This window comes from Duganella vulcania (assembly GCF_009857655.1).
Taxonomy (GTDB): Bacteria; Pseudomonadota; Gammaproteobacteria; order Burkholderiales; family Burkholderiaceae_D; genus Rugamonas; species Rugamonas vulcania.
On record NZ_WWCX01000043.1, the window covers coordinates 15,934 to 33,467 of the forward strand.

Annotated in this window: 17 protein-coding genes; 7 read left to right on the top strand and 10 right to left on the bottom strand. The window is 65.9% G+C overall.

Annotated features, from left to right (window positions below; translation table 11 throughout):
- The first annotated feature begins 2 nt into the window (after nt 1-2).
- From GTP90_RS20885 to GTP90_RS20900, 4 genes are all read left to right on the top strand, one after another.
- Entirely contained in the window at nt 3-503 is a 501-nt protein-coding gene (locus GTP90_RS20885) for a type II secretion system protein (protein ID WP_161085346.1), read from the top strand.
- 4 nt (nt 504-507) lie between these two features.
- Nucleotides 508-882, top strand: coding sequence for a type II secretion system protein (locus tag GTP90_RS20890; RefSeq protein ID WP_161085347.1), 375 nt, complete (start codon nt 508-510; stop codon nt 880-882).
- Nucleotides 857-1,360 carry a type II secretion system protein gene (locus GTP90_RS20895; protein WP_175048169.1) on the top strand — a complete coding sequence of 168 codons (504 nt, stop codon included), beginning with the start codon at nt 857-859 and terminating at the stop codon, nt 1,358-1,360. The genes GTP90_RS20890 and GTP90_RS20895 overlap by 26 nt, the downstream gene beginning before the upstream one ends.
- A 128-nt stretch (nt 1,361-1,488) precedes the next feature.
- Entirely contained in the window at nt 1,489-4,014 is a 2,526-nt protein-coding gene (locus tag GTP90_RS20900; protein WP_161085348.1) for a M4 family metallopeptidase, read from the top strand.
- On the opposite strand, the gene GTP90_RS20905 is transcribed toward GTP90_RS20900, so the two are convergent.
- Nucleotides 4,015-5,643: a CehA/McbA family metallohydrolase domain-containing protein gene (locus GTP90_RS20905; protein ID WP_161085349.1), complete on the bottom strand. Its 1,629-nt coding sequence runs from the start codon at nt 5,641-5,643 to the stop codon at nt 4,015-4,017. It abuts the gene before it with no gap.
- Between the two features lie 155 nt (nt 5,644-5,798).
- Between GTP90_RS20905 and GTP90_RS20910 the strand changes: the two genes are divergently transcribed.
- The 3 genes from GTP90_RS20910 to GTP90_RS20920 all read left to right on the top strand — a co-directional run bounded on the left by GTP90_RS20910 (nt 5,799) and on the right by GTP90_RS20920 (nt 7,737).
- Complete coding sequence (locus GTP90_RS20910) at nt 5,799-7,028, top strand: M24 family metallopeptidase (RefSeq protein WP_161085350.1); 1,230 nt, start codon at nt 5,799-5,801, stop codon at nt 7,026-7,028.
- 98 nt (nt 7,029-7,126) lie between these two features.
- Nucleotides 7,127-7,381 carry an AbrB/MazE/SpoVT family DNA-binding domain-containing protein gene (locus GTP90_RS20915; RefSeq protein WP_161085351.1) on the top strand — a complete coding sequence of 85 codons (255 nt, stop codon included), beginning with the start codon at nt 7,127-7,129 and terminating at the stop codon, nt 7,379-7,381.
- Nucleotides 7,378-7,737, top strand: coding sequence for a type II toxin-antitoxin system PemK/MazF family toxin (locus GTP90_RS20920; protein WP_161085352.1), 360 nt, complete (start codon nt 7,378-7,380; stop codon nt 7,735-7,737). Before GTP90_RS20915 ends, GTP90_RS20920 begins: the two co-directional genes overlap by 4 nt.
- 31 nt (nt 7,738-7,768) lie before the next feature.
- On the opposite strand, the gene GTP90_RS20925 is transcribed toward GTP90_RS20920, so the two are convergent.
- From GTP90_RS20925 to paaE, 9 genes are all read right to left on the bottom strand, one after another.
- Nucleotides 7,769-8,200 (bottom strand): hypothetical protein, encoded by a 432-nt coding sequence (locus GTP90_RS20925; protein ID WP_161085353.1) that lies wholly within the window; start codon nt 8,198-8,200, stop codon nt 7,769-7,771.
- Nucleotides 8,201-8,336: 136 nt separating this feature from the next.
- A complete protein-coding gene (gene paaZ / locus GTP90_RS20930; protein ID WP_161085354.1) occupies nt 8,337-10,382 on the bottom strand; it encodes a phenylacetic acid degradation bifunctional protein PaaZ in 2,046 nt (681 codons plus the stop codon).
- Between the two features lie 26 nt (nt 10,383-10,408).
- Nucleotides 10,409-11,020 carry a phenylacetic acid degradation protein PaaY gene (gene paaY / locus GTP90_RS20935; RefSeq protein WP_161085355.1) on the bottom strand — a complete coding sequence of 204 codons (612 nt, stop codon included), beginning with the start codon at nt 11,018-11,020 and terminating at the stop codon, nt 10,409-10,411.
- 12 nt (nt 11,021-11,032) lie between these two features.
- Complete coding sequence (pcaF, locus tag GTP90_RS20940) at nt 11,033-12,238, bottom strand: 3-oxoadipyl-CoA thiolase (protein WP_161085356.1); 1,206 nt, start codon at nt 12,236-12,238, stop codon at nt 11,033-11,035.
- 9 nt (nt 12,239-12,247) lie between these two features.
- Complete coding sequence (gene paaK / locus GTP90_RS20945; RefSeq protein WP_161085357.1) at nt 12,248-13,558, bottom strand: phenylacetate--CoA ligase PaaK; 1,311 nt, start codon at nt 13,556-13,558, stop codon at nt 12,248-12,250.
- Nucleotides 13,559-13,574: 16 nt separating this feature from the next.
- Complete coding sequence (paaI, locus tag GTP90_RS20950; protein WP_161085358.1) at nt 13,575-14,051, bottom strand: hydroxyphenylacetyl-CoA thioesterase PaaI; 477 nt, start codon at nt 14,049-14,051, stop codon at nt 13,575-13,577.
- Nucleotides 14,044-15,636, bottom strand: coding sequence for a 3-hydroxyacyl-CoA dehydrogenase PaaH (gene paaH, locus GTP90_RS20955; RefSeq protein WP_161085359.1), 1,593 nt, complete (start codon nt 15,634-15,636; stop codon nt 14,044-14,046). The genes paaI and paaH overlap by 8 nt, the downstream gene beginning before the upstream one ends.
- Before the next feature lies 1 nt (nt 15,637).
- On the bottom strand, nt 15,638-16,429 hold the full coding sequence (gene paaG / locus GTP90_RS20960; protein ID WP_161085360.1) for a 2-(1,2-epoxy-1,2-dihydrophenyl)acetyl-CoA isomerase PaaG: 792 nt from the start codon (nt 16,427-16,429) through the stop codon (nt 15,638-15,640).
- Between the two features lie 22 nt (nt 16,430-16,451).
- On the bottom strand, nt 16,452-17,531 hold the full coding sequence (gene paaE, locus GTP90_RS20965; protein ID WP_161085361.1) for a 1,2-phenylacetyl-CoA epoxidase subunit PaaE: 1,080 nt from the start codon (nt 17,529-17,531) through the stop codon (nt 16,452-16,454).
- Between the last annotated feature and the right edge of the window lie 3 nt (nt 17,532-17,534).

The following is a 17,534-nucleotide window of genomic DNA, read 5'->3' on the forward strand; positions in this document are numbered from 1 at the left end:
CCATGCAGCGCAACGCCCAACGCGGCTTCACCTTCATCGAATTGATGATAACGCTGTCCATCCTCGCCACGCTGGCGATGGTGGCCGCGCCGATGGCGCAGGTGGCGCTACAACGCGAAAAGGAACACCAGCTGCGCGCCGCCCTGATCGAGATCCGCGAAGCCATCGACGCCTACAAGCGCGCCGCCGACAACGGCCGCATCAAACTGGCGATGGGCGATTCCGGCTATCCGAAAAAGCTGGAAGACCTGGTCGCCGGCGTGCCGGACCAGCGCAGCCCGCGCAAGCAGAATATGTACTTCCTGCGCCGCATACCGCGCGACCCGTTCGCGCCGGCCGACGGCAACGCCAACGGCTTCGCCAGCAGCGCAACCAGCGGTGGCTGGGCCGTGCGCTCCTACGCCTCGCCGCCGGACAATCCCACCGACGGCGAGGACGTGTTCGACGTCAGCTCCCGCTCCGCCGTCATGGGCCTGAACGGCATCCCCCTCAAACAATGGTGACGCCATGAAGCGCAACAAGGGATTCACGCTGGTCGAGCTGCTGGTGGTGTTGGCGATCATCTCGCTGCTGCTCACCATCGCGCTGCCGCGCTATTTCAGCTCGGTCGACAAATCGAAGGAAGTGGCGCTGCGGGAGAACCTGCAGGTGCTCCGCAGCGGCATCGACAAATACTACGCCGACAAAGGCGAGTACCCGGCGGCGCTGGCGGACCTCGTCACGCAGCGCTACTTCCGCAAGGTTCCGCTGGATCCGGTGACGGAATCGGCCACCACCTGGCTGCTGCTGCCGTCCGCCGACGCCGAAAAACCCGGCGTGGCCGACATCCGCAGCGGCGCCAAAGGAAAGACCCGCGATGGCACGCCATACGAACAGCTCTAAGCGCCAGCGCGGCTTCGCCTATCTGTGGACGCTGATGCTGGTGGCCTTCATGGGCGTCGGCCTGACCATCGCCGCAGACCTGTACACGACCGCCATGCGTCGCGACAAGGAGCGCGAGCTGCTGTTCATCGGCCACGAATTCCGCCACGCGCTGGAGGGCTACAATAAAGCCAACGGCGCCGGCCAGTATCCGCTGACGCTGGAGGAGCTGCTGAAGGACCCGCGCTTCCCCAGCGCCAAGCGCCACCTGCGCCGCCTGTACAACGATCCGATCACCGGCAAGCCCGATTGGGCGCTGGTGCTGCAGCAGGGCCGCATCGTCGGCATCCGCTCCACCTCCGCCCAGCGCCCCATCAAGCAGGATAACTTTGACGACGACGACGCCGGCCTGGCGAAAAAGCCGCGCTACGCCGACTGGCTGTTCACCTACCCGCACGACCTGTTCACCGTGCCGCAGAACGCGGATGCCAAACACTGACTGGTTGCGAAGTTATTGATCTTGGACAGAACGTCCCTCCCGTCCGCGATCTAGCGTGATTCATCCGCCACGCGGAATCGGCGACATCATTCGATGCCAGCTGGAACGGTTGAAATTGGGAGGATGAGATGATCCTGCGTACACGCCTGCTTACCGTCACCACCGCCGTCGCCGCCGCGACGTCGCTGCTGGCCGCCACCGCGACGCTCGCGGCAGACCAACTGATGGCCCCACCGGTCAACACGCTCACGCCGCAGGACAGCTCCGGCCTGGTGGCGAAGCTGACCGCCATGGAGTCCGCGCGCGGGGTAGCGCCGGAGCTGAGCTTCCGCATCAGCAGCGTCCATCCCGGCGCGGCCGGACAGAAGATCGTCCGCACCCGGCACACCTACAAAGGCTTGCCGGTATTCGGCTCGGAATCGGTGGTGGTCACCGACGCGGCGGGCAATATCGTCAGCGTCTCGACCGCCGACCGGCGCGGCCAGCTGGCCGCGGGCCTGGCGCCTTCCTCGCTCAGCGACACGGTGCCGGCGCTGAGCGCCGCAGACGCCATCGCCGTGGCGGCCAAGTCGGTCGCGCCGCGCGCCACCAACCGCTGGCCTCCCAGTGCCGAGCTGACGATCTACCCGGTCATGAAAACGGTGCGCATGCCCTCGGCCGCCGGCAAGGCCGACGCCGAACTCAATGCGCTGGACGTGGAGGAGGTGGTGGACCGCTACGAGCTGGCCTACTACGTCAAGCTGCGCCTGGCCGAAGACGGCAAGCCGGTCTACTTCGACACCATCGTCAACGCCAGGACCGGCGCCATCATCGCGCAGTGGCATGCGCTGAAGACGGTCGTCGGCACCGGCAACAGCCAGTACAACGGCCAGGTGCCGATCCAGACTTCGCAGTCAGGCAGCACCTACCAGATGCTGGACAACACGCGCGGCACCGGCGGCAAATTCGGCGGCATGGCGATCACCAATGCCAACCACAGCCCGGCCAGCAGCCCCGACCCCGGCACCATCTACGTCAACGGCACCAACGTCTGGGGCGATGGCCAGAACTACAGCGGCGGCAGCACCACCAACGCCAACGGCCAGACCGCCGCGGTCAACGCGCTATGGGGCCTGATGAACACCTACGACGGCTTGAAGAACACACTGGGCTGGCATTCGCTGGACGGGAACAACACCGCCACCTACATCGCCGCACATGTCGACACGTCCTACGACAACGCCTTCTACGACGACAGCTGCAAGTGCATGTACATCGGCGACGGCTCCAGCTTCTACAGCCTGGGCTCCATCGACGTGATCGGGCACGAGATGTCGCACGGCGTCACCGCGTCGACGGCGGACCTGGTGTACTCCGGCGAGTCCGGCGGCTTGAACGAATCGAACTCCGACATCGGCGGCGAAATGATCGAGGCCTACGCCCGAAACGGCGGCACCGGCGCGGTGATTCCGGCCACCGGCAACGACTGGATGATGGGGAAAGAGATCAGCAAGTCCGGCCAGCCGCTGCGCTGGATGTACAAACCAAGCAAGGATGGCAGCAGCCCGGATGCGTGGAGCAGCACCTTGAAATACCTGGACGTGCACTATTCGAGCGGGCCGAATAACCGCATGTACTACTTCCTGTCGCAGGGTTCCAATGCCGACCCGGCATCCGACTACTACTCGAAATACCTGGTCAAGAGCCCGGCCGCGATGACCGGCATCGGCAATGACAAGGCCTACCGGATCTGGTTCAAATCGCTGACCACCAAGTTCACCTCGACGACCAACTACGCCGACGCGCGCTCCAAGGTACTGGCGTCGGCGCAGGAACTGTACGGCGCCGGCTCGAAGGAAGCCATCGCGGTGCAGCGCGCCTACGCGGCGATCAACGTCGGCGCGGATGTCGACGAATCCGGCTCCACCGGCGGGGGCGACGTCACGATCACAACGCAGCCGGCCAGCGTGGCCGTGGCGCCGGGCGCCACCGCGTCGTTCAGCGTGGGCGCCAGCGGCGGCACGCCGCCCTACTCCTACAAGTGGATGCGCAACGACGCGCCGATAGCCGGCGCCACGTCGGCCACCTACTCGCTGACCGCGCAGCTGTCCGACAACGGCGCGATGTTCAACGCGGTCGTCAGCGATGCCTCATCGCCGCCGAAGAGCGCCACCTCGTCCAAGGCGACATTGACGGTGACCGCCGGCGGCGGCAACGAGCTGGTGACCAATGGCGGCTTTGAAGACGGCGCCACCGGCTGGCATGGCAGCACCGGCGTCATCGGCACCTTCTCCGGCCAGCAGGCCTACGAAGGCACGCGCTACGCCTGGATGGGCGGTAACGGCTTCTATGCGGTCGAAACGCTGACCCAATCGGTGACGATACCGTCGAACGCCGCGTCGGCGATGCTGACCTTCGCGCTGCATATCGACACCGACGAAACCGTCCACAAGATCTACGACCGGCTGACCGTCACCGTGAAGAGCAGCAGCGGTGCGGTGCTGCGCACGCTGGCCACCTGGTCCAACCTGGACGCCGCCGACGGCTACCAGATCCGCAGCTACGACCTGTCGGCCTTCAAGGGCCGCACGGTGACGCTGTCGTTCGCCATGCGCGAGGACAATGGCAAGCAGACCTCCTTTGTGCTCGACAAAGTCAGCCTGCTGGCGAAGTAATCAACGCAGGCTGACGAACACCGGGTTCGAATAGAACCACAGGCTGCGGTAGTTACGATCGTTGATGTCGTTGAAGCGCGCCGTGTTGTCGGTGGTGCCGGTGCGCTGGTCCGCCAGCGGTTCGCCGTCCTGGGTCAGGCCGGCGACGTCGGTGCCCAGGTTGGTGCCGCGCAGGCGGTAGTACTGGTTCTTGCTGGCGGTGGTTTCGTAGCTGATGCTGAAGTAGCCGTCCGCATCGACCTTCCAGTCCGCGCTGGTGAAGCGCTTCACCACGCGCGTGCTGGCGTTGGTGGCCACGCTGTAGGCGGCGCTGCCCGGCGTGGCCTTGGCGTTGACGTCGCCGGCGATCAGGTCGACGTGGTCGACCACCGGCTTGACGTTGGCCGCCGTGCCGCTGTCGACCGGCTTCTCGTAGTTGTTCTTCGCCGGCGACTTGAAGCGGATGGTGATCGTCACCTTGTCGCCGCTGGCGACCTTCAATTCGCCGCCCATCTCCTTGCGGTCATCCTTGCTGGCCAGGTTGAAGTCCAGCGCGTTGATCAAGTCCCCGTAGACCGAGAACATTTTTCCCGAGCGCAGGCCTTGCAGCAGGTCCTTCGCGGCCGGCTTGCCCTGGGCGCTGTTGAAGACGTAGTTCTTCGCGTACTCGCCGGGGAAGTAGCCGCTGCTGTTGCCGCCGACGATTTTGAAGTGGGTGTCAGAGTCGGTCAGGTTCCAGATGCGGCGGCCTTCGCCGAGCAGCGCATCCCACACGCCGCCGACCTTGGCGACGACGTAGTCGACGCCGCCGTAGGCGCGCAATGGCGCGTTCTCCGGCGTGTAGGCGGCCGTGTAGCCACCGCGGTCCTGCTCCATCTGGTTGCCGATCATGCCTTCGATGGCGAACACGATGTTCGGCGCGATGTCGTTGAAGCGGCGGAAGTCGTCGACGGTGTAGCTGCCCTTGTTGCGCGACGGGTGGTTGACCACGGCGTAGCTGGTGTCCGGGTAGTTGTCCTTCAACCAGCTGATGGCCTTGAGCGCGTCGTCGGCGCTGGCGTTGTAGCGGGTGGTTCCGTATTTGCTCTTCCACGCGGCGACATCGGCGGCGTCGAACAGCGCCGGGTCGCGGGTGGTGAACAGGTATTCGAATTCCTTCATGCCCTTGGTGCTGGAGGCCAGCTTGTCGCTGCCCTCGAACAGGCCGATGCCGATGTGGTCATGGGTCGGCATGTCCCATTCGAAGCCGGAGAAGATCAACTTGTCGGCGTAGGTGCCAGCCGCCTGCAAGGCCTGCACGTGCGGGATCTCGTAGCGTTCCACGCCGGTCGACAGCGGAATCCCCGCCGGCAGCGACGCGCCCTTCTCGTCACGCGACGACAGGCGCAGGTGGTTGCTGATCGCCATCCAGTCCAGGCCATAGCTGGTGAAGGCCTTGCCCAGCACCTTGTCCAGCGTCTGGCTCACGTCCGTGTCGGGCGACTGCGTGGTGTGGGTGTGCAGGTCGCCGGCGATCCAGCGGCCGGCCGGCAGCGGCGGCACGACGACGTCCGCGGGCTGGTCGCCGCCGCAGGCAACGGCGGTCAGCATGATGGCAATGGCGGTAGGGATCAGCAATTGGCGTGGGCGGAAATGGGAGACGAACGACATGATAAATGAGTCCTGAAGGTGGATGCGGAATTCGGCACACTAGCATCCGACTATTACCTGCCCATGACTTGGCGGCGCGTGCAAAACTGCTATGATCCTCGGCTGGCGCAGACCAAGATCCGCGCGGCCACGAAAATCACACCAGGGATATAAAAATGACTATTGGCGGAAAAACCATGGAAGAGGCACTGGCCTCGCTGTCCGACATGACCGGGGGCGCCATCCCCATCGGCAAGGACGAACACCTCCAGCGTCTGGCGCGCGCGCAGGCTTACATGCGCGACCAGGGCATCGCGGCGATCTACGTCAACGCCGGCTCCAACATGACCTACTTCACCGGCACCAAGTGGAGCGCCAGCGAGCGCATGGTCGGCGCCATCCTGCCGGCCAGCGGCGCGGTGGAGTACATCGCCCCCGCTTTCGAAGAGAGCACGCTGAAGGACTTCATGCGGGTCGAGGGTAACGTCAATACGTGGGATGAACATGAGAGCCCGTACCAGCTGTTCATCGATACGCTCAAGCGCATGGGCATCGCGCCGGCCGCCGCCGGCGGCACCGCTCCGCGCATCGGCATCTGCGAAAGCGCAGCCTTCTTCATCTACGACGGCATCCGTCCATTGGCCGATGGCTACGCGCTGGAGAACGCGCGCCAGGTCACGGCGCACTGCCGCACCCGCAAGTCCGCCAACGAAATCGCGCTGATGCAGCGCGCCAAGGACATGACGCTGGCCGTGCATGTGGCCACTGCCAGCATACTGCGTGAAGGGATCACCACCGTCGAAGTGGAAGAGTTCATCAACCGCGCGCACCGCAAGGTCGGCGCGTCCGGTTCGTACTTCGTGATCGTGCTGTTCGGCGAGGCCACCGCGTATCCGCATGGTGTGAGCTATGTGCAAACGTTGCAACGGGGCGACACTGTGCTGATCGACACTGGCTGCAAACTGCACAACTACATTTCCGACATCACGCGCACCTACGTGTACGGCGAGATCAGCGAGCGTCAGCGCTCGGTGTGGAACAGCGAGAAGGCGGCGCAGCTGGCGGCCTTCAACGCGGCGCAGCTGGGCGTGCCGTGCGAGCAGGTGGACATGGCGGCGCGCCGTTCGCTGGAGGCCGACGGCTTTGGTCCCGGCTACAAGCTGCCAGGCCTGCCGCACCGCACCGGCCACGGCATCGGCCTGGATATCCACGAGTGGCCTTACCTGGTCGGTGGCGACAAGACGCCGCTGGACGTAGGCATGTGCTTCTCGAACGAGCCGATGATCTGCATCCCCGGCGAATTCGGTGTGCGCCACGAAGACCATTTCTACATGACGGAAAGCGGTCCGAAATGGTTCACCGAACCGGCCCACAGCATCGACGATCCGTTCGGCCTGCGCAAGTAACGAGCCTGCTTGATCCTCCACAAACAAGGTAATACTATGTTTGACGGTTGCTTCGCTGCGGCCTAGTCTTACAGAGTATGACCTTTGTTGGAGGAATCATGGATGCAGAAGCCACCATACGACGTCAGGGCAATTCCATCGGACTGGCCCTGCCGCCATCCATTTTGCGGCACATGGGTTTCGCGGTAGGCCAGACAGTATCGCTGCAGGCGACTCCAGATGGCTTGCTCATCAAGGCGAAGCGCAGCCGTCTGACCGCCGCCGAGCTCAATGCCCAGTGCGATCCTAAAGCGCCTATGCCGGACGATCTTCAGGCATGGGAAAACATGCCGCCGGCAGGCTCCGAGCGATGAAGCGCCGCAGCCCCCGCCAGGGCGATATTTATCTCATATCGATGGATCCCACGATCGGTACGGAAATCCATGGCATGCGGCCGGCTTTGGTACTGTCCAACGCCGAGTCCAACAAACAGGGACGCGCGCTGATGGCGCCAATTACGCAAGGCGCAAACCTCGACCGGGTTCGCGGCTGGGCAACCACTTTGATGGGAACCGGCACCCGAACCCAGGGCGCCGCGATCATCAATCAGGCTCGTTTTCTAGACTATATGGCGCGCAAGGCCAGGTTCGTTGAAGGGACGCCGTCAGAAGTCTCGGACGACGCCATGGCAAGACTACTGGCGGCATTGGACGCCGAGGATAGGTCTTGATTGTAAACTTGCGAGGCGGCCGGCGGCCATTTTACAGTTGCCGGCGCTTTAGCGAGATGTAGAAGTGCAGCGGTACGGTGACGGGGATCTCGTCGCCGTCGATGGCGCCGATGACGATGCGGTTGGAGTCCCAGCTTAGCCAGCGCGGGCCTTTGGACTTGTAGATGCGCCCTTCCGGGCCTTCACCGGCAAGCACGAAGCCCGCCTGATCGACGCGGCCAAGAAAGGCGATGCTGCCCGTGGCCTTCACCGTGCCACGCACCGGCAATGAAGAGAACAGCGACGGCGACATGCCGATCAAGCCACCGATCAACACGGAAGGCCAGACCCCGGACGGCTGCCACCATTCCAGCAATTGCACCTCCACGAACAGGCTGGCGATGATCCCGGCCACGATGGCCCAGTCGCGCGCACTGCGCAGCGGGTTCATTCCGATCGAACGCCTGCTGATGGTACATGCCATGCCCACCCTCCGTCATTGCCAAGAAAGCAGCTATTCTGCACCGGCGTTCGCGGAAAAGCCAGCCCATGCCGATGTGCGTCACGCACATCCGCGAGCATAGGCCGGCACCTGCACCGTGCCGGGCACCGGCAGGCGCTCAGCCGCGCTTCATCACCAGCGTCAGGATGTCGTAGCTGGCCACCAGTTCGTCGTTCTGGTTGGTCACCTGCACGTCCCACGCGACCACGCCCTGGCCGACGCCCTTCTCGTCGGTACGGTTGCGGTCCACCTTGCGCTTGCAGGTCAGGCGCGCGCGGATGGTGTCGCCGATGGCCACTGGCGTGATGAAGCGCAGGTTGTCCAGGCCGTAGTTGGCCAGCACCGGACCGGGCGCCGGCGAGACGAACAGCCCGGCGGCGGCCGACAGCACGAAGTAGCCGTGCGCGATGCGCTTGCCGAACTGCGTGTCCTTTGCTGCGATGTCGTCGAAGTGCATGTAGAAGTAGTCGCCGGAGACGCCGCCGAAGTTGACGATGTCCGCTTCGGTCACCGTGCGGCGGTGCGTGAGCAGCGAGTCGCCCATCTTCAGGTCTTCGAAGTAGCGGCGGAATGGATGGACCTCGCTCTCCTGCACCTTGGCGCCTCGTACGTATTCGCCGGTGACGGCGGCCAGCATGGTCGGCGAGCCTTGAACGGCGGCGCGCTGCAGGAAGTGGCGCACCGCGCGGATGCCGCCCAACTCTTCGCCGCCGCCCGCGCGGCCAGGGCCGCCGTGCTTCAGCTGCGGCAGCGGCGAGCCGTGGCCGGTGGAGTCGACCGACGCTTCGCGGTCCAGGATCAGCACGCGGCCGTGCGAGGCGGCCGCCATCGGCACGGCGTAGGCGGCGATGGCCGGCTCCTTGGTCACCAGCGTGGAAACCAGCGAGCCCTTGCCGCGCGCGGCCAGCGCCAGCGCTTCGTCGATGCCGTTGTAGCTGATGATGGTGCTGACCGGGCCGAAGGCTTCGATGTCGTGCACCGCGTCGTTGCGCATGCCGTCCCGGCACAGCAGCAGCGTTGGCGAGAAGAAGGAGCCGTTGGCGACGCCGTCGCCGACCAGCTTGAAGCCGTCGCGTTCACTGAACAGCACCTCGTTGCCGCGCGCGAGCAGCTCGACACGCTCGGCGACGTCGCGCTGCTGGTCCTTGGAGGCCAGGGCGCCCATGCGCACGCCCTCCACCGACGGATCGCCGACGCTGACCTTGGCCAGCCGCTCGCGCAGGCGCGTGCCGACGGCGTCCACCATATTTTCAGGCACGATGATGCGGCGGATGGCGGTACATTTCTGGCCGGCCTTGCCGGTCATCTCGCGCGCCACCTCTTTGACGAACAAATCGAATTCGGCGTCGTCGGGCGTGACGTCCGGCGCCAGGATGGCGCAGTTGAGCGAATCCGCTTCGGCGGTGAACGGCACCGAGTTGGCGATCAGGTTGCGGTTGGTGCGCAGCTTGGCGGCGGTGTCGGCCGAGCCGGTGAAGGTGACGACATCGGCGCCGCCCAGGCGGTCCAGCAAGTCGCCGGTGCCGCCGATGACCAGTTGCAGCGCGCCTTCCGGCAGCAGGCCGGAATCGTTCATCATGCGTACCAGGGCTTCGGTCAGGTAGCTGGTGGCGGAGGCAGGCTTGCCGATGCACGGCATGGCGGCCAGGAAGCTGGGCGCGAATTTCTCCAGCAGGCCCCAGATCGGGAAGTTGAAGGCGTTGATGTGCACCGCCAGGCCGCCGCGCGGCACCAGGATGTGGGTGCCGGAGAAGCCGCCGTTCTTACCCAACGCCATGGCCGGGCCTTCGTGCAGCACGTTGGACGACGGCAGCTCGCGGCTGCCCATGCTGGCGTAGGCGAACAGCGTGCCGGTGCCGCCTTCGATGTCGACCCAGCTGTCGGCGCGGGTGGCGCCGGTCAGGTGCGAGATGGCGTACAGCTCTTCCTTGCGGCTGGCCAGGTACAGCGCCAGCGCCTTCAGGCGCGCGGCGCGCTGCTGGAAGTCCAGCTTCATCAGCGCCGGCACGCCGGTCTTGCGGGCGTACGTGACGGCTTCGTCGAAGTCGATCTTCTCGGCGTGGGTATGGTAGATCAGCGCGTTGTTCAAGGCGCTATGCAGCGGCGCGGAGGCTTCGGCGCCTATCCATCGGCCGCCGATCCAGCTTTGCAGGGTTGATGCCATGTTTGTCTCCGTTCTTATCTCGTTCGTTATGCTTGGGCGTTCTTATGCAGATGCAGCGGCAGCGAGCTTTCCCACTCGATGCGCTTGCGGTCCGGTTCCACTTCGGTCAGCGCTTCCACTTCGCGCATGGTGTTCATCGAGCGCACCGCCAGTTCCTGGTATTGGCCGGTGCCCTCGGTCTTCCATTTGATCTCGTCGTCGCGCAGTTCGCGCGCCACCTTGGCCGGCGTGCCGACCACCAGGCTGCGCGGCGGCACCTGCATGCCGGCGCGGACGAAGCTCATGGCGGCGACGATGCTGTCGGCGCCGATGACGGCGTTGTCCATCACCACACTGTTCATGCCGACCAGCGCGTTGCGGCCGATGCGGCAGCCGTGCAGCACGGCGCCGTGGCCGATATGGCCGTCGCGTTCGACCACCGTGTCGCAGCCGGGGAAGCCGTGCATGACGCAGGTGTCCTGCAGGTTGGCGCCCTCCTCCAGGATCAGGCGGCCGAAGTCGCCGCGCAGCGCCGCCAGCGGGCCGACGTAGCAGCGCGGGCCGACGATGACGTCGCCGATCAGCACCGCGCTGGGGTGCACGTAGGCGGTCGGGTGGACCACCGGGGTGACGCCGTTGATTTCGTAGACTTTGACCATGACGGCGCCCGCTTACACGCGTTCGATGACGAGAGCGATGCCTTGTCCCACGCCAATGCACATGGTGCACAGCGCGTAGCGGCCACCGGTGCGTTCCAGCTGGTTCAACGCCGCCAGCACCAGCCGCGCGCCGGATGCGCCCAGCGGGTGGCCGATGGCGATGGCGCCGCCGTTCGGGTTGACGTGGGCCGCGTCGTCGGCCAGGCCCAGGTCGCGCGTGACGGCCAGGCCCTGTGCGGCAAAGGCTTCGTTCAATTCGATGACGTCCATCTGTTCGATGGTCAGGCCGACCTGCGCCAGCACCTTCTTCGACGCCGGCGACGGGCCGAAGCCCATGATGCGCGGCGCCAGGCCGGCGGTCGCCATGCCCAGCACGCGGGCGCGCTTGCGCAGGCCGTACTGCTCGGCGGCGGCGGCCGACGCCAGCAGGATCGCGCAGGCGCCGTCGTTGACGCCCGAAGCGTTACCGGCGGTGACGCTGCCATCCGGCTTGACCACGCCTTTGAGCTTGGCCAGCATTTCAACCGTGGTGTCCGGGCGCGGATGCTCGTCGGTGTCGACGATCTTCGGATCTCCTTTTTTCTGTACCAGCGTGACCGGCACGATTTCGTCCTTGAACACACCGGCGGCATGCGCGGCGGCCCAGCGCTGCTGGCTGCGCACCGCGAACGCGTCCTGGTCGGCGCGGCTGATGCCAAATTCCTGGGCGACGTTTTCGGCCGTCTCCGGCATGCTGTCGATGCCATATTTGGCCTTCATCAGCGGGTTGACGAAGCGCCAGCCGATGGTGGTGTCCTCGATCTTGGCCGCACGCGAAAAGGCGCTGTCGGCCTTGCCCATGACGAAGGGCGCGCGGGTCATACTCTCCACGCCACCCGCGATCACCAGCTGCGCCTCGCCGGCCTTGATGGAGCGCGCGGCGATGCCGACCGCGTCCAGGCTGGAGCCGCACAGGCGATTGATGGTGTTGGCCGGTACGTCGACCGGCAACCCGGCCAGCAGCGCGGCCATGCGGCCGACATTGCGGTTGTCTTCGCCGGCGCCGTTGGCGCAGCCGTAGTAGACGTCATCCACCTTGGACCAGTCCACGCCGGGATTGCGGGCGATCAGCGCGGCGATGGGCAGCGCGGCCAGGTCGTCGGCGCGCACGCCGGCAAGGGCGCCGCCGTAGCGGCCGAATGGGGTGCGGATGGCGTCACAAATAAAAGCGTCGTTCACGGAATCTCCTTAATGTTTCGGGCGCTGGTCGACCACGCGGCGGGCCTTGCCCGTCAATGTGCGTTCGATGCCGTCGGGTGCCAGCAGGCGCACCTTGGTGCTGACGCCGACGTTGGTCTTGATGCGGTGTTCAAGCTCACGCGCCAGCGGCGCGATCTCGCCGTCGGCCACGCCGGGCCGCAGCTCGGCCAGCACGTCCAGCTTGTCGAGGTGGCCGTCTCGCGAGATGACCAGCTGGTATTGCGGCGCCAGCTTGGGCATCTTGAGTATCAGCTCTTCGATCTGCGACGGGAACACGTTCACGCCGCGGATGATCAGCATGTCGTCCGAGCGGCCGCTGATCTTGCCGATACGGCGCATGGAGCGCGAGGTGGCCGGCAGCAGCCGCGTGAGGTCGCGCGTGCGGTAGCGGATCACGGGCAGCGCTTCCTTGCTCAGCGAGGTGAATACCAGCTCGCCCTCCTCGCCATCCGGCAGCACCTCGCCGGTCTCCGGGTCGATGATCTCGGGATAGAAATGGTCTTCCCAGATGACCGGGCCATCCTTGCTCTCGATGCACTCGCTGGCCACGCCGGGGCCCATCACTTCGGACAGGCCGTAGATGTCCACCGCATCGATGCCGGCGCGCTGCTCGATCTCGCCGCGCATGGCGTCGGTCCAAGGCTCGGCGCCGAAGATGCCGACCTTGAGCGAGCTGGCGGCGGGGTCGAGGCCCTGGCGCTGGAATTCCTCGATGATGTTCAACATGTACGACGGCGTCACCATGATGATGGACGGCTTGAAGTCCTCGATCAGCTGCACCTGCTTTTCGGTCTGCCCGCCGGACATCGGCACCACCGTGCAGCCGAGGCGTTCCGCGCCATAGTGCGCGCCAAGGCCCCCGGTGAACAGGCCGTAGCCGTAGGAGATGTGCACCATGTCGCCGCGCCGGCCGCCGGCCGCGCGGATCGAGCGCGCCACCACGTTGGCCCAGGTATCGATGTCTTTCTGCGTGTAGCCCACCACGGTCGGCTTGCCGGTGGTGCCGCTCGATGCGTGCACGCGCACCACCTGCTCGCGCGGGACGGCGAACATGCCGAATGGGTAGTTATCGCGCAGTTCCTTCTTGCCGGTGAAGGGGAACTTCGCCAGGTCGGCCAGCGTGCGCAGGTCGTCGGGATGGACGCCGGCGGCGTCGAAGGCTGCGCGGTAGTGCGGGACGTTGTCATAGGCGTGCTTGAGCGACCACTGCATGCGTTGCAGTTGCAGTGCTTGCAGCTCGTCCTTGCTGGCGCGCTCGATCGGCTCCAGATCGGACGGCGCTGGAATACGTTGAACCATCGGTGTCTCCTGTTTATTATGCGTGCGGCGGGACGATATGCCCGCTGACCCGGTGCGACTTACCTCGGAACAGGGCGACGGTGCGGCCGTCCTGGTTGGTGATCTTGACGTCGTAGACGCCGCTCTTGCCGGCCAGCGCCTGCTCGCTCGCATCGGCGGTCAGCACATCGTGCAAACGGGCGGGCGCGAGGTAGTCGATGGTGCAGGCCGCGCCCACGGTTGTCAGGTTGTGGCTGTTGCAGGCGAAGGCGAAGGCGCTGTCGGCCAGCGTAAATATGAAGCCGCCGTGGCAGCTGCCATGGCCGTTCAACATGTCCGCGCGTACCGCCATCGACATGCGGGCGTGGCCGGGCGAGATGGCGTCGACCTTCATGCCCAGCCCCTGCGAGGCGGGATCGCTGTCGAACATGGCGGCGCCGACGGCTTGCGCCAGCGCTTGTGCTTCGCCGGCGCTGAGCGCGGGGGCGGCGGCCAGGGTTGCGGTCTTAGTCATGGAAGCGGCCTCCCGCAGCGTGCTTGCGGCGCAGCAGCGGCGACACGCGGTAGCGGTCCTCGCCATAGCCTGCGGCCAGGTTGGACAGCACGGCGACGATCTGGCCGATGCCCACCGCGTCCGCCCAGGCCAGCGGGCCGCGTGGATAATTGACGCCCTTCTGCATGGCGATGTCCGCTGCGGCCGCGTTGCAGACGCCCTGGTTGACGGCGTCCGCCGCCTCGTTGGCCAGCATGGCGACGGTGCGCATGACGGCCATGCCGGGCACGTCGTCCAGCCGCGTGACGGTGAAGCCGGCCGACTGGAACAGGCCGACCACGGCGTTGTACGCCTCGGCCGAACACTGGTCGGCGCGGCTGACGGCGATGCGCTTGGCGGTGGCGTAGTCCAGCGCCAGGTCGAACAGCACCGTGTCCGGATGATGGCTGTCGTGCGCGCGCTGGGTGGCGCTGCGGCCGTCGGTCAGGTAGACGGCGGCGCCGTTGCAGTGGAAGGCCGGTGCGTCGTCGGTGCCGGCGGCGTGGCTGCGCGGCTCCGGCGTCTTGCGGTACGAGACGTTGACGCCGGAGGCGCGCAGGCGGGCGGCCAGCGCGTCGCTGACGGCGCCGCCGATGGCGTGCGAAGGCCCGAGCGCAGCACCAGGTTCAATGGTGTAGCTGACGAATTCCGGCTTGGGCTGCGCGGCTTCGGCCTGCGGCTGCGGCATGGCGGGAGCGGCGTCGCCGTAATGGTAGAAGCCTCGGCCCGATTTGCGGCCCAGGAAGCCGGCGTTGACCATCTCCTGCTGCAGCACCGACGGCGTGAAGCGCGGGTCGTTGAAGTAGGCGCCGAACACCGACTGCGTGACCGAGAAGTTGACGTCATGCCCGATCAGGTCCATCAGCTCGAAGGGGCCCATGCGGAAGCCGCCGCAATCGCGCATGACGGCGTCGATGGTGGCGGCGTCGGCGGCCTGCTCGCTGAGCAGGCGCCAGCCTTCGGCGTAGAACGGCCGCGCCACGCGGTTGACGATGAAGCCCGGCGTGGACTTGGCGTGCACCGGCTGCTTGCCCCACGCGGCGGCGGTGTCGTACACGGTTTGCGCGACGGCGGGATCGGTGGCCAGGCCGCTGATCACTTCGACCAGCGCCATCAAGGGTACCGGATTGAAGAAGTGCATGCCGACCAGCCGCGCCGGCACACGCAGCTTGGCGGCGATGGCGGTAACGGAGATCGACGACGTGTTGGTGGCCAGGATGCAGTCGTCGGCGACGATGGCTTCCAGCTCGGCGAACAGGCCGCGCTTGATGTCGAGGTTTTCGACGATGGCCTCGACCACCAGCGCGGAGCCGGCGACGTCGTTCAGCGTGAGGGCCGCCTGCACGCGGGCGATGGACGCGGCGCAATCGACAGCGCTCATGCGCTCCTTGGCCACCAGCTTGTTCAGCGCGGCGGCGATGTCGGACATGGCCTTGGCGACCGCTTCGGGGCGCGTGTCAAACAGCCTGACGGTGTAGCCGGCGACGGCCGCCACCTGGGCGATGCCTGCGCCCATGGCACCGCTGCCGATGACGGCGATGGCGCGGTCGGTGTGGAGTGCTGCCATATTATTTCCCCTTGAATTGCGGCGCGCGCTTTTCCATGAAGGCGGCCACGCCTTCGCGGTAGTCGTCGCTGCGACCCAGTTCGCTCATCATCTCGCACTCCAGCGCCAGCTGCTGTTGCAACGAATTGTGCGCACTGCAGTGCAAGGCTTGCTTGGTGAAGGCCAGTCCCTTGGTCGGCGCGGTGGCGAAGTGGCGCGCCATCGCCTGCGTTTCGGCGGCCAGTTCCTCGTCCGGCACGGCCCTCCAGATCAGGCCCCAGGACTCGGCCTTCTCGGCGCTGAGTTTATCGCCCAGCATGGCCAGGCCCATGGCGCGCGCGCTGCCGACCAGGCGTGGCAGGAAGTAGGTGCCGCCGGTGTCGGGGATCAGTCCCAGTTTGCAGAACACTTCGACGAAGGACGCCGATTTCGCGGCCAGCACGATGTCGCAGGCCAGCGCGATGTTGGCGCCCGCGCCGGCGGCCACGCCGTTGACGGCGCAGATCACCGGCATCGGCAAGGCACGCAGCGCCAGCACCAGCGGGGCGTAGTTCTTTTCCACCGAGTCGCCCAGGTCGACCGGACGGGCGCCCGGCTCCACCGCGCGGTCCGACAAGTCCTGGCCGGCGCAGAAGCCGCGGCCGGCGCCGGTCAGCACCATCACGCGCACGCTCTTGTCGTGGCTGATCTTGTGCATGGCGTGGCGCACTTCCTCGTGCATGGCCTGGGTGAAGCTGTTGAGCTTATCGGGGCGGTTCAGCGTCAGCGTGGCGACGCCGTCGGTGATGTCGAAGAGGATGTTCTCGTAGTTCATGGCGTCTCCGGTGGGATGGTTCTTATTCGGCCTGGTCGAAGTCGATGACGACTTTGTCGGTGATGGGGAAGCTCTGGCAGCTCAGCACATAGCCGCGCGCGATTTCGTAGTCTTCCAGTGCGTAGTTCACGTCCATGTCGACTTTACCTTCAATCAGCTTGCAGCGGCAGGTAGAGCACACGCCGCCCTTGCAGGAGTAGCGCATGTCGATGCCGGCCTTGAGGCCCGCGTCGAGCAGCGACTCCTTGTCCTGGTCCATGGTGAAGCTGGTGGCGTTGCCGTCCAGGATAACCGTGACTTCGGTTTCGTGGCGGCCGGCTTGCGGATCGACCGCGCGCGGCTTGTGCTGGTGCTTGGGAATGCTGGCGGCGAACAGCTCGATCTTGATCTGCGATTTCGGCATGCCGGCTTCCTGCAGCGCTTCCGAGACGCCGTGCATCATGTCTTCCGGGCCGCAGATGAAGGCGACGTCGATGTCTTCCGCGCGCACCCAGTGCTTGAGGAACTGGGCGGCCTTCTCCTTGGTGATGCGGCCGTTGAACAGTTCAATGTCCTGCTGTTCGCGGCTCATCACGTAGGCCAGCTTGAGGCGTTCCATGTAGGTGTCCTTCAGGTCGGACAGTTCGTCCTTGAAGATCACCGACGACGAGGCGCGGTTGCCGTAGAAGAGCGTGAAGCGGCTGTGCGGCTCGGCCTCCAGCGTGGTCTTGATAATCGACAGGATGGGCGTGATGCCGCTGCCGGCGGCGAAGGCCAGGTAGTGCTTGTGGTTGGCGGCGTCCAGCGGCACGTTGAAGTGGCCCATCGGCGGCATCACGTCGAGCGTGGCGCCGGGCTGGATGGTGTCGTTGGCCCAGCTGGAGAACAGGCCGCCCTGCGTGCGCTTGATGGCCACGCGCAGCGCGCCTTCCTGCACGGCGGAGCAGATCGAGTAGGAGCGGCGCACGTCTTCGCCGCCGATCTGCGCGCGCAGCGTGAGGTGCTGGCCTTGCTGGAATTTGAAGCTCTCTTGCAGTTCGGGCGGCACGGCGAAGGTGACGGCGATGGTGTCGCGCGTTACCTGGCGCACTTGCGAGACGGTCAGCGGGTGGAATTTGCTCATGAT

Bases quoted from the DNA above. Each gene is read 5' to 3' on its own strand.
- GTP90_RS20885 (WP_161085346.1), top strand. From the start codon at position 3: ATGCAGCGCAACGCCCAACGCGGCTTCACCTTCATCGAATTGATGATA.
- GTP90_RS20890 (WP_161085347.1), top strand. From the start codon at position 508: ATGAAGCGCAACAAGGGATTCACGCTGGTCGAGCTGCTGGTGGTGTTG.
- GTP90_RS20895 (WP_175048169.1), top strand. From the start codon at position 857: ATGGCACGCCATACGAACAGCTCTAAGCGCCAGCGCGGCTTCGCCTAT.
- GTP90_RS20900 (WP_161085348.1), top strand. From the start codon at position 1,489: ATGATCCTGCGTACACGCCTGCTTACCGTCACCACCGCCGTCGCCGCC.
- GTP90_RS20905 (WP_161085349.1), bottom strand. From the start codon at position 5,643: ATGTCGTTCGTCTCCCATTTCCGCCCACGCCAATTGCTGATCCCTACC.
- GTP90_RS20910 (WP_161085350.1), top strand. From the start codon at position 5,799: ATGACTATTGGCGGAAAAACCATGGAAGAGGCACTGGCCTCGCTGTCC.
- GTP90_RS20915 (WP_161085351.1), top strand. From the start codon at position 7,127: ATGGATGCAGAAGCCACCATACGACGTCAGGGCAATTCCATCGGACTG.
- GTP90_RS20920 (WP_161085352.1), top strand. From the start codon at position 7,378: ATGAAGCGCCGCAGCCCCCGCCAGGGCGATATTTATCTCATATCGATG.
- GTP90_RS20925 (WP_161085353.1), bottom strand. From the start codon at position 8,200: ATGGCATGTACCATCAGCAGGCGTTCGATCGGAATGAACCCGCTGCGC.
- paaZ (WP_161085354.1), bottom strand. From the start codon at position 10,382: ATGGCATCAACCCTGCAAAGCTGGATCGGCGGCCGATGGATAGGCGCC.
- paaY (WP_161085355.1), bottom strand. From the start codon at position 11,020: ATGGTCAAAGTCTACGAAATCAACGGCGTCACCCCGGTGGTCCACCCG.
- paaK (WP_161085357.1), bottom strand. From the start codon at position 13,558: ATGGTTCAACGTATTCCAGCGCCGTCCGATCTGGAGCCGATCGAGCGC.
- paaI (WP_161085358.1), bottom strand. From the start codon at position 14,051: ATGACTAAGACCGCAACCCTGGCCGCCGCCCCCGCGCTCAGCGCCGGC.
- paaH (WP_161085359.1), bottom strand. From the start codon at position 15,636: ATGGCAGCACTCCACACCGACCGCGCCATCGCCGTCATCGGCAGCGGT.
- paaG (WP_161085360.1), bottom strand. From the start codon at position 16,429: ATGAACTACGAGAACATCCTCTTCGACATCACCGACGGCGTCGCCACG.
- paaE (WP_161085361.1), bottom strand. From the start codon at position 17,531: ATGAGCAAATTCCACCCGCTGACCGTCTCGCAAGTGCGCCAGGTAACG.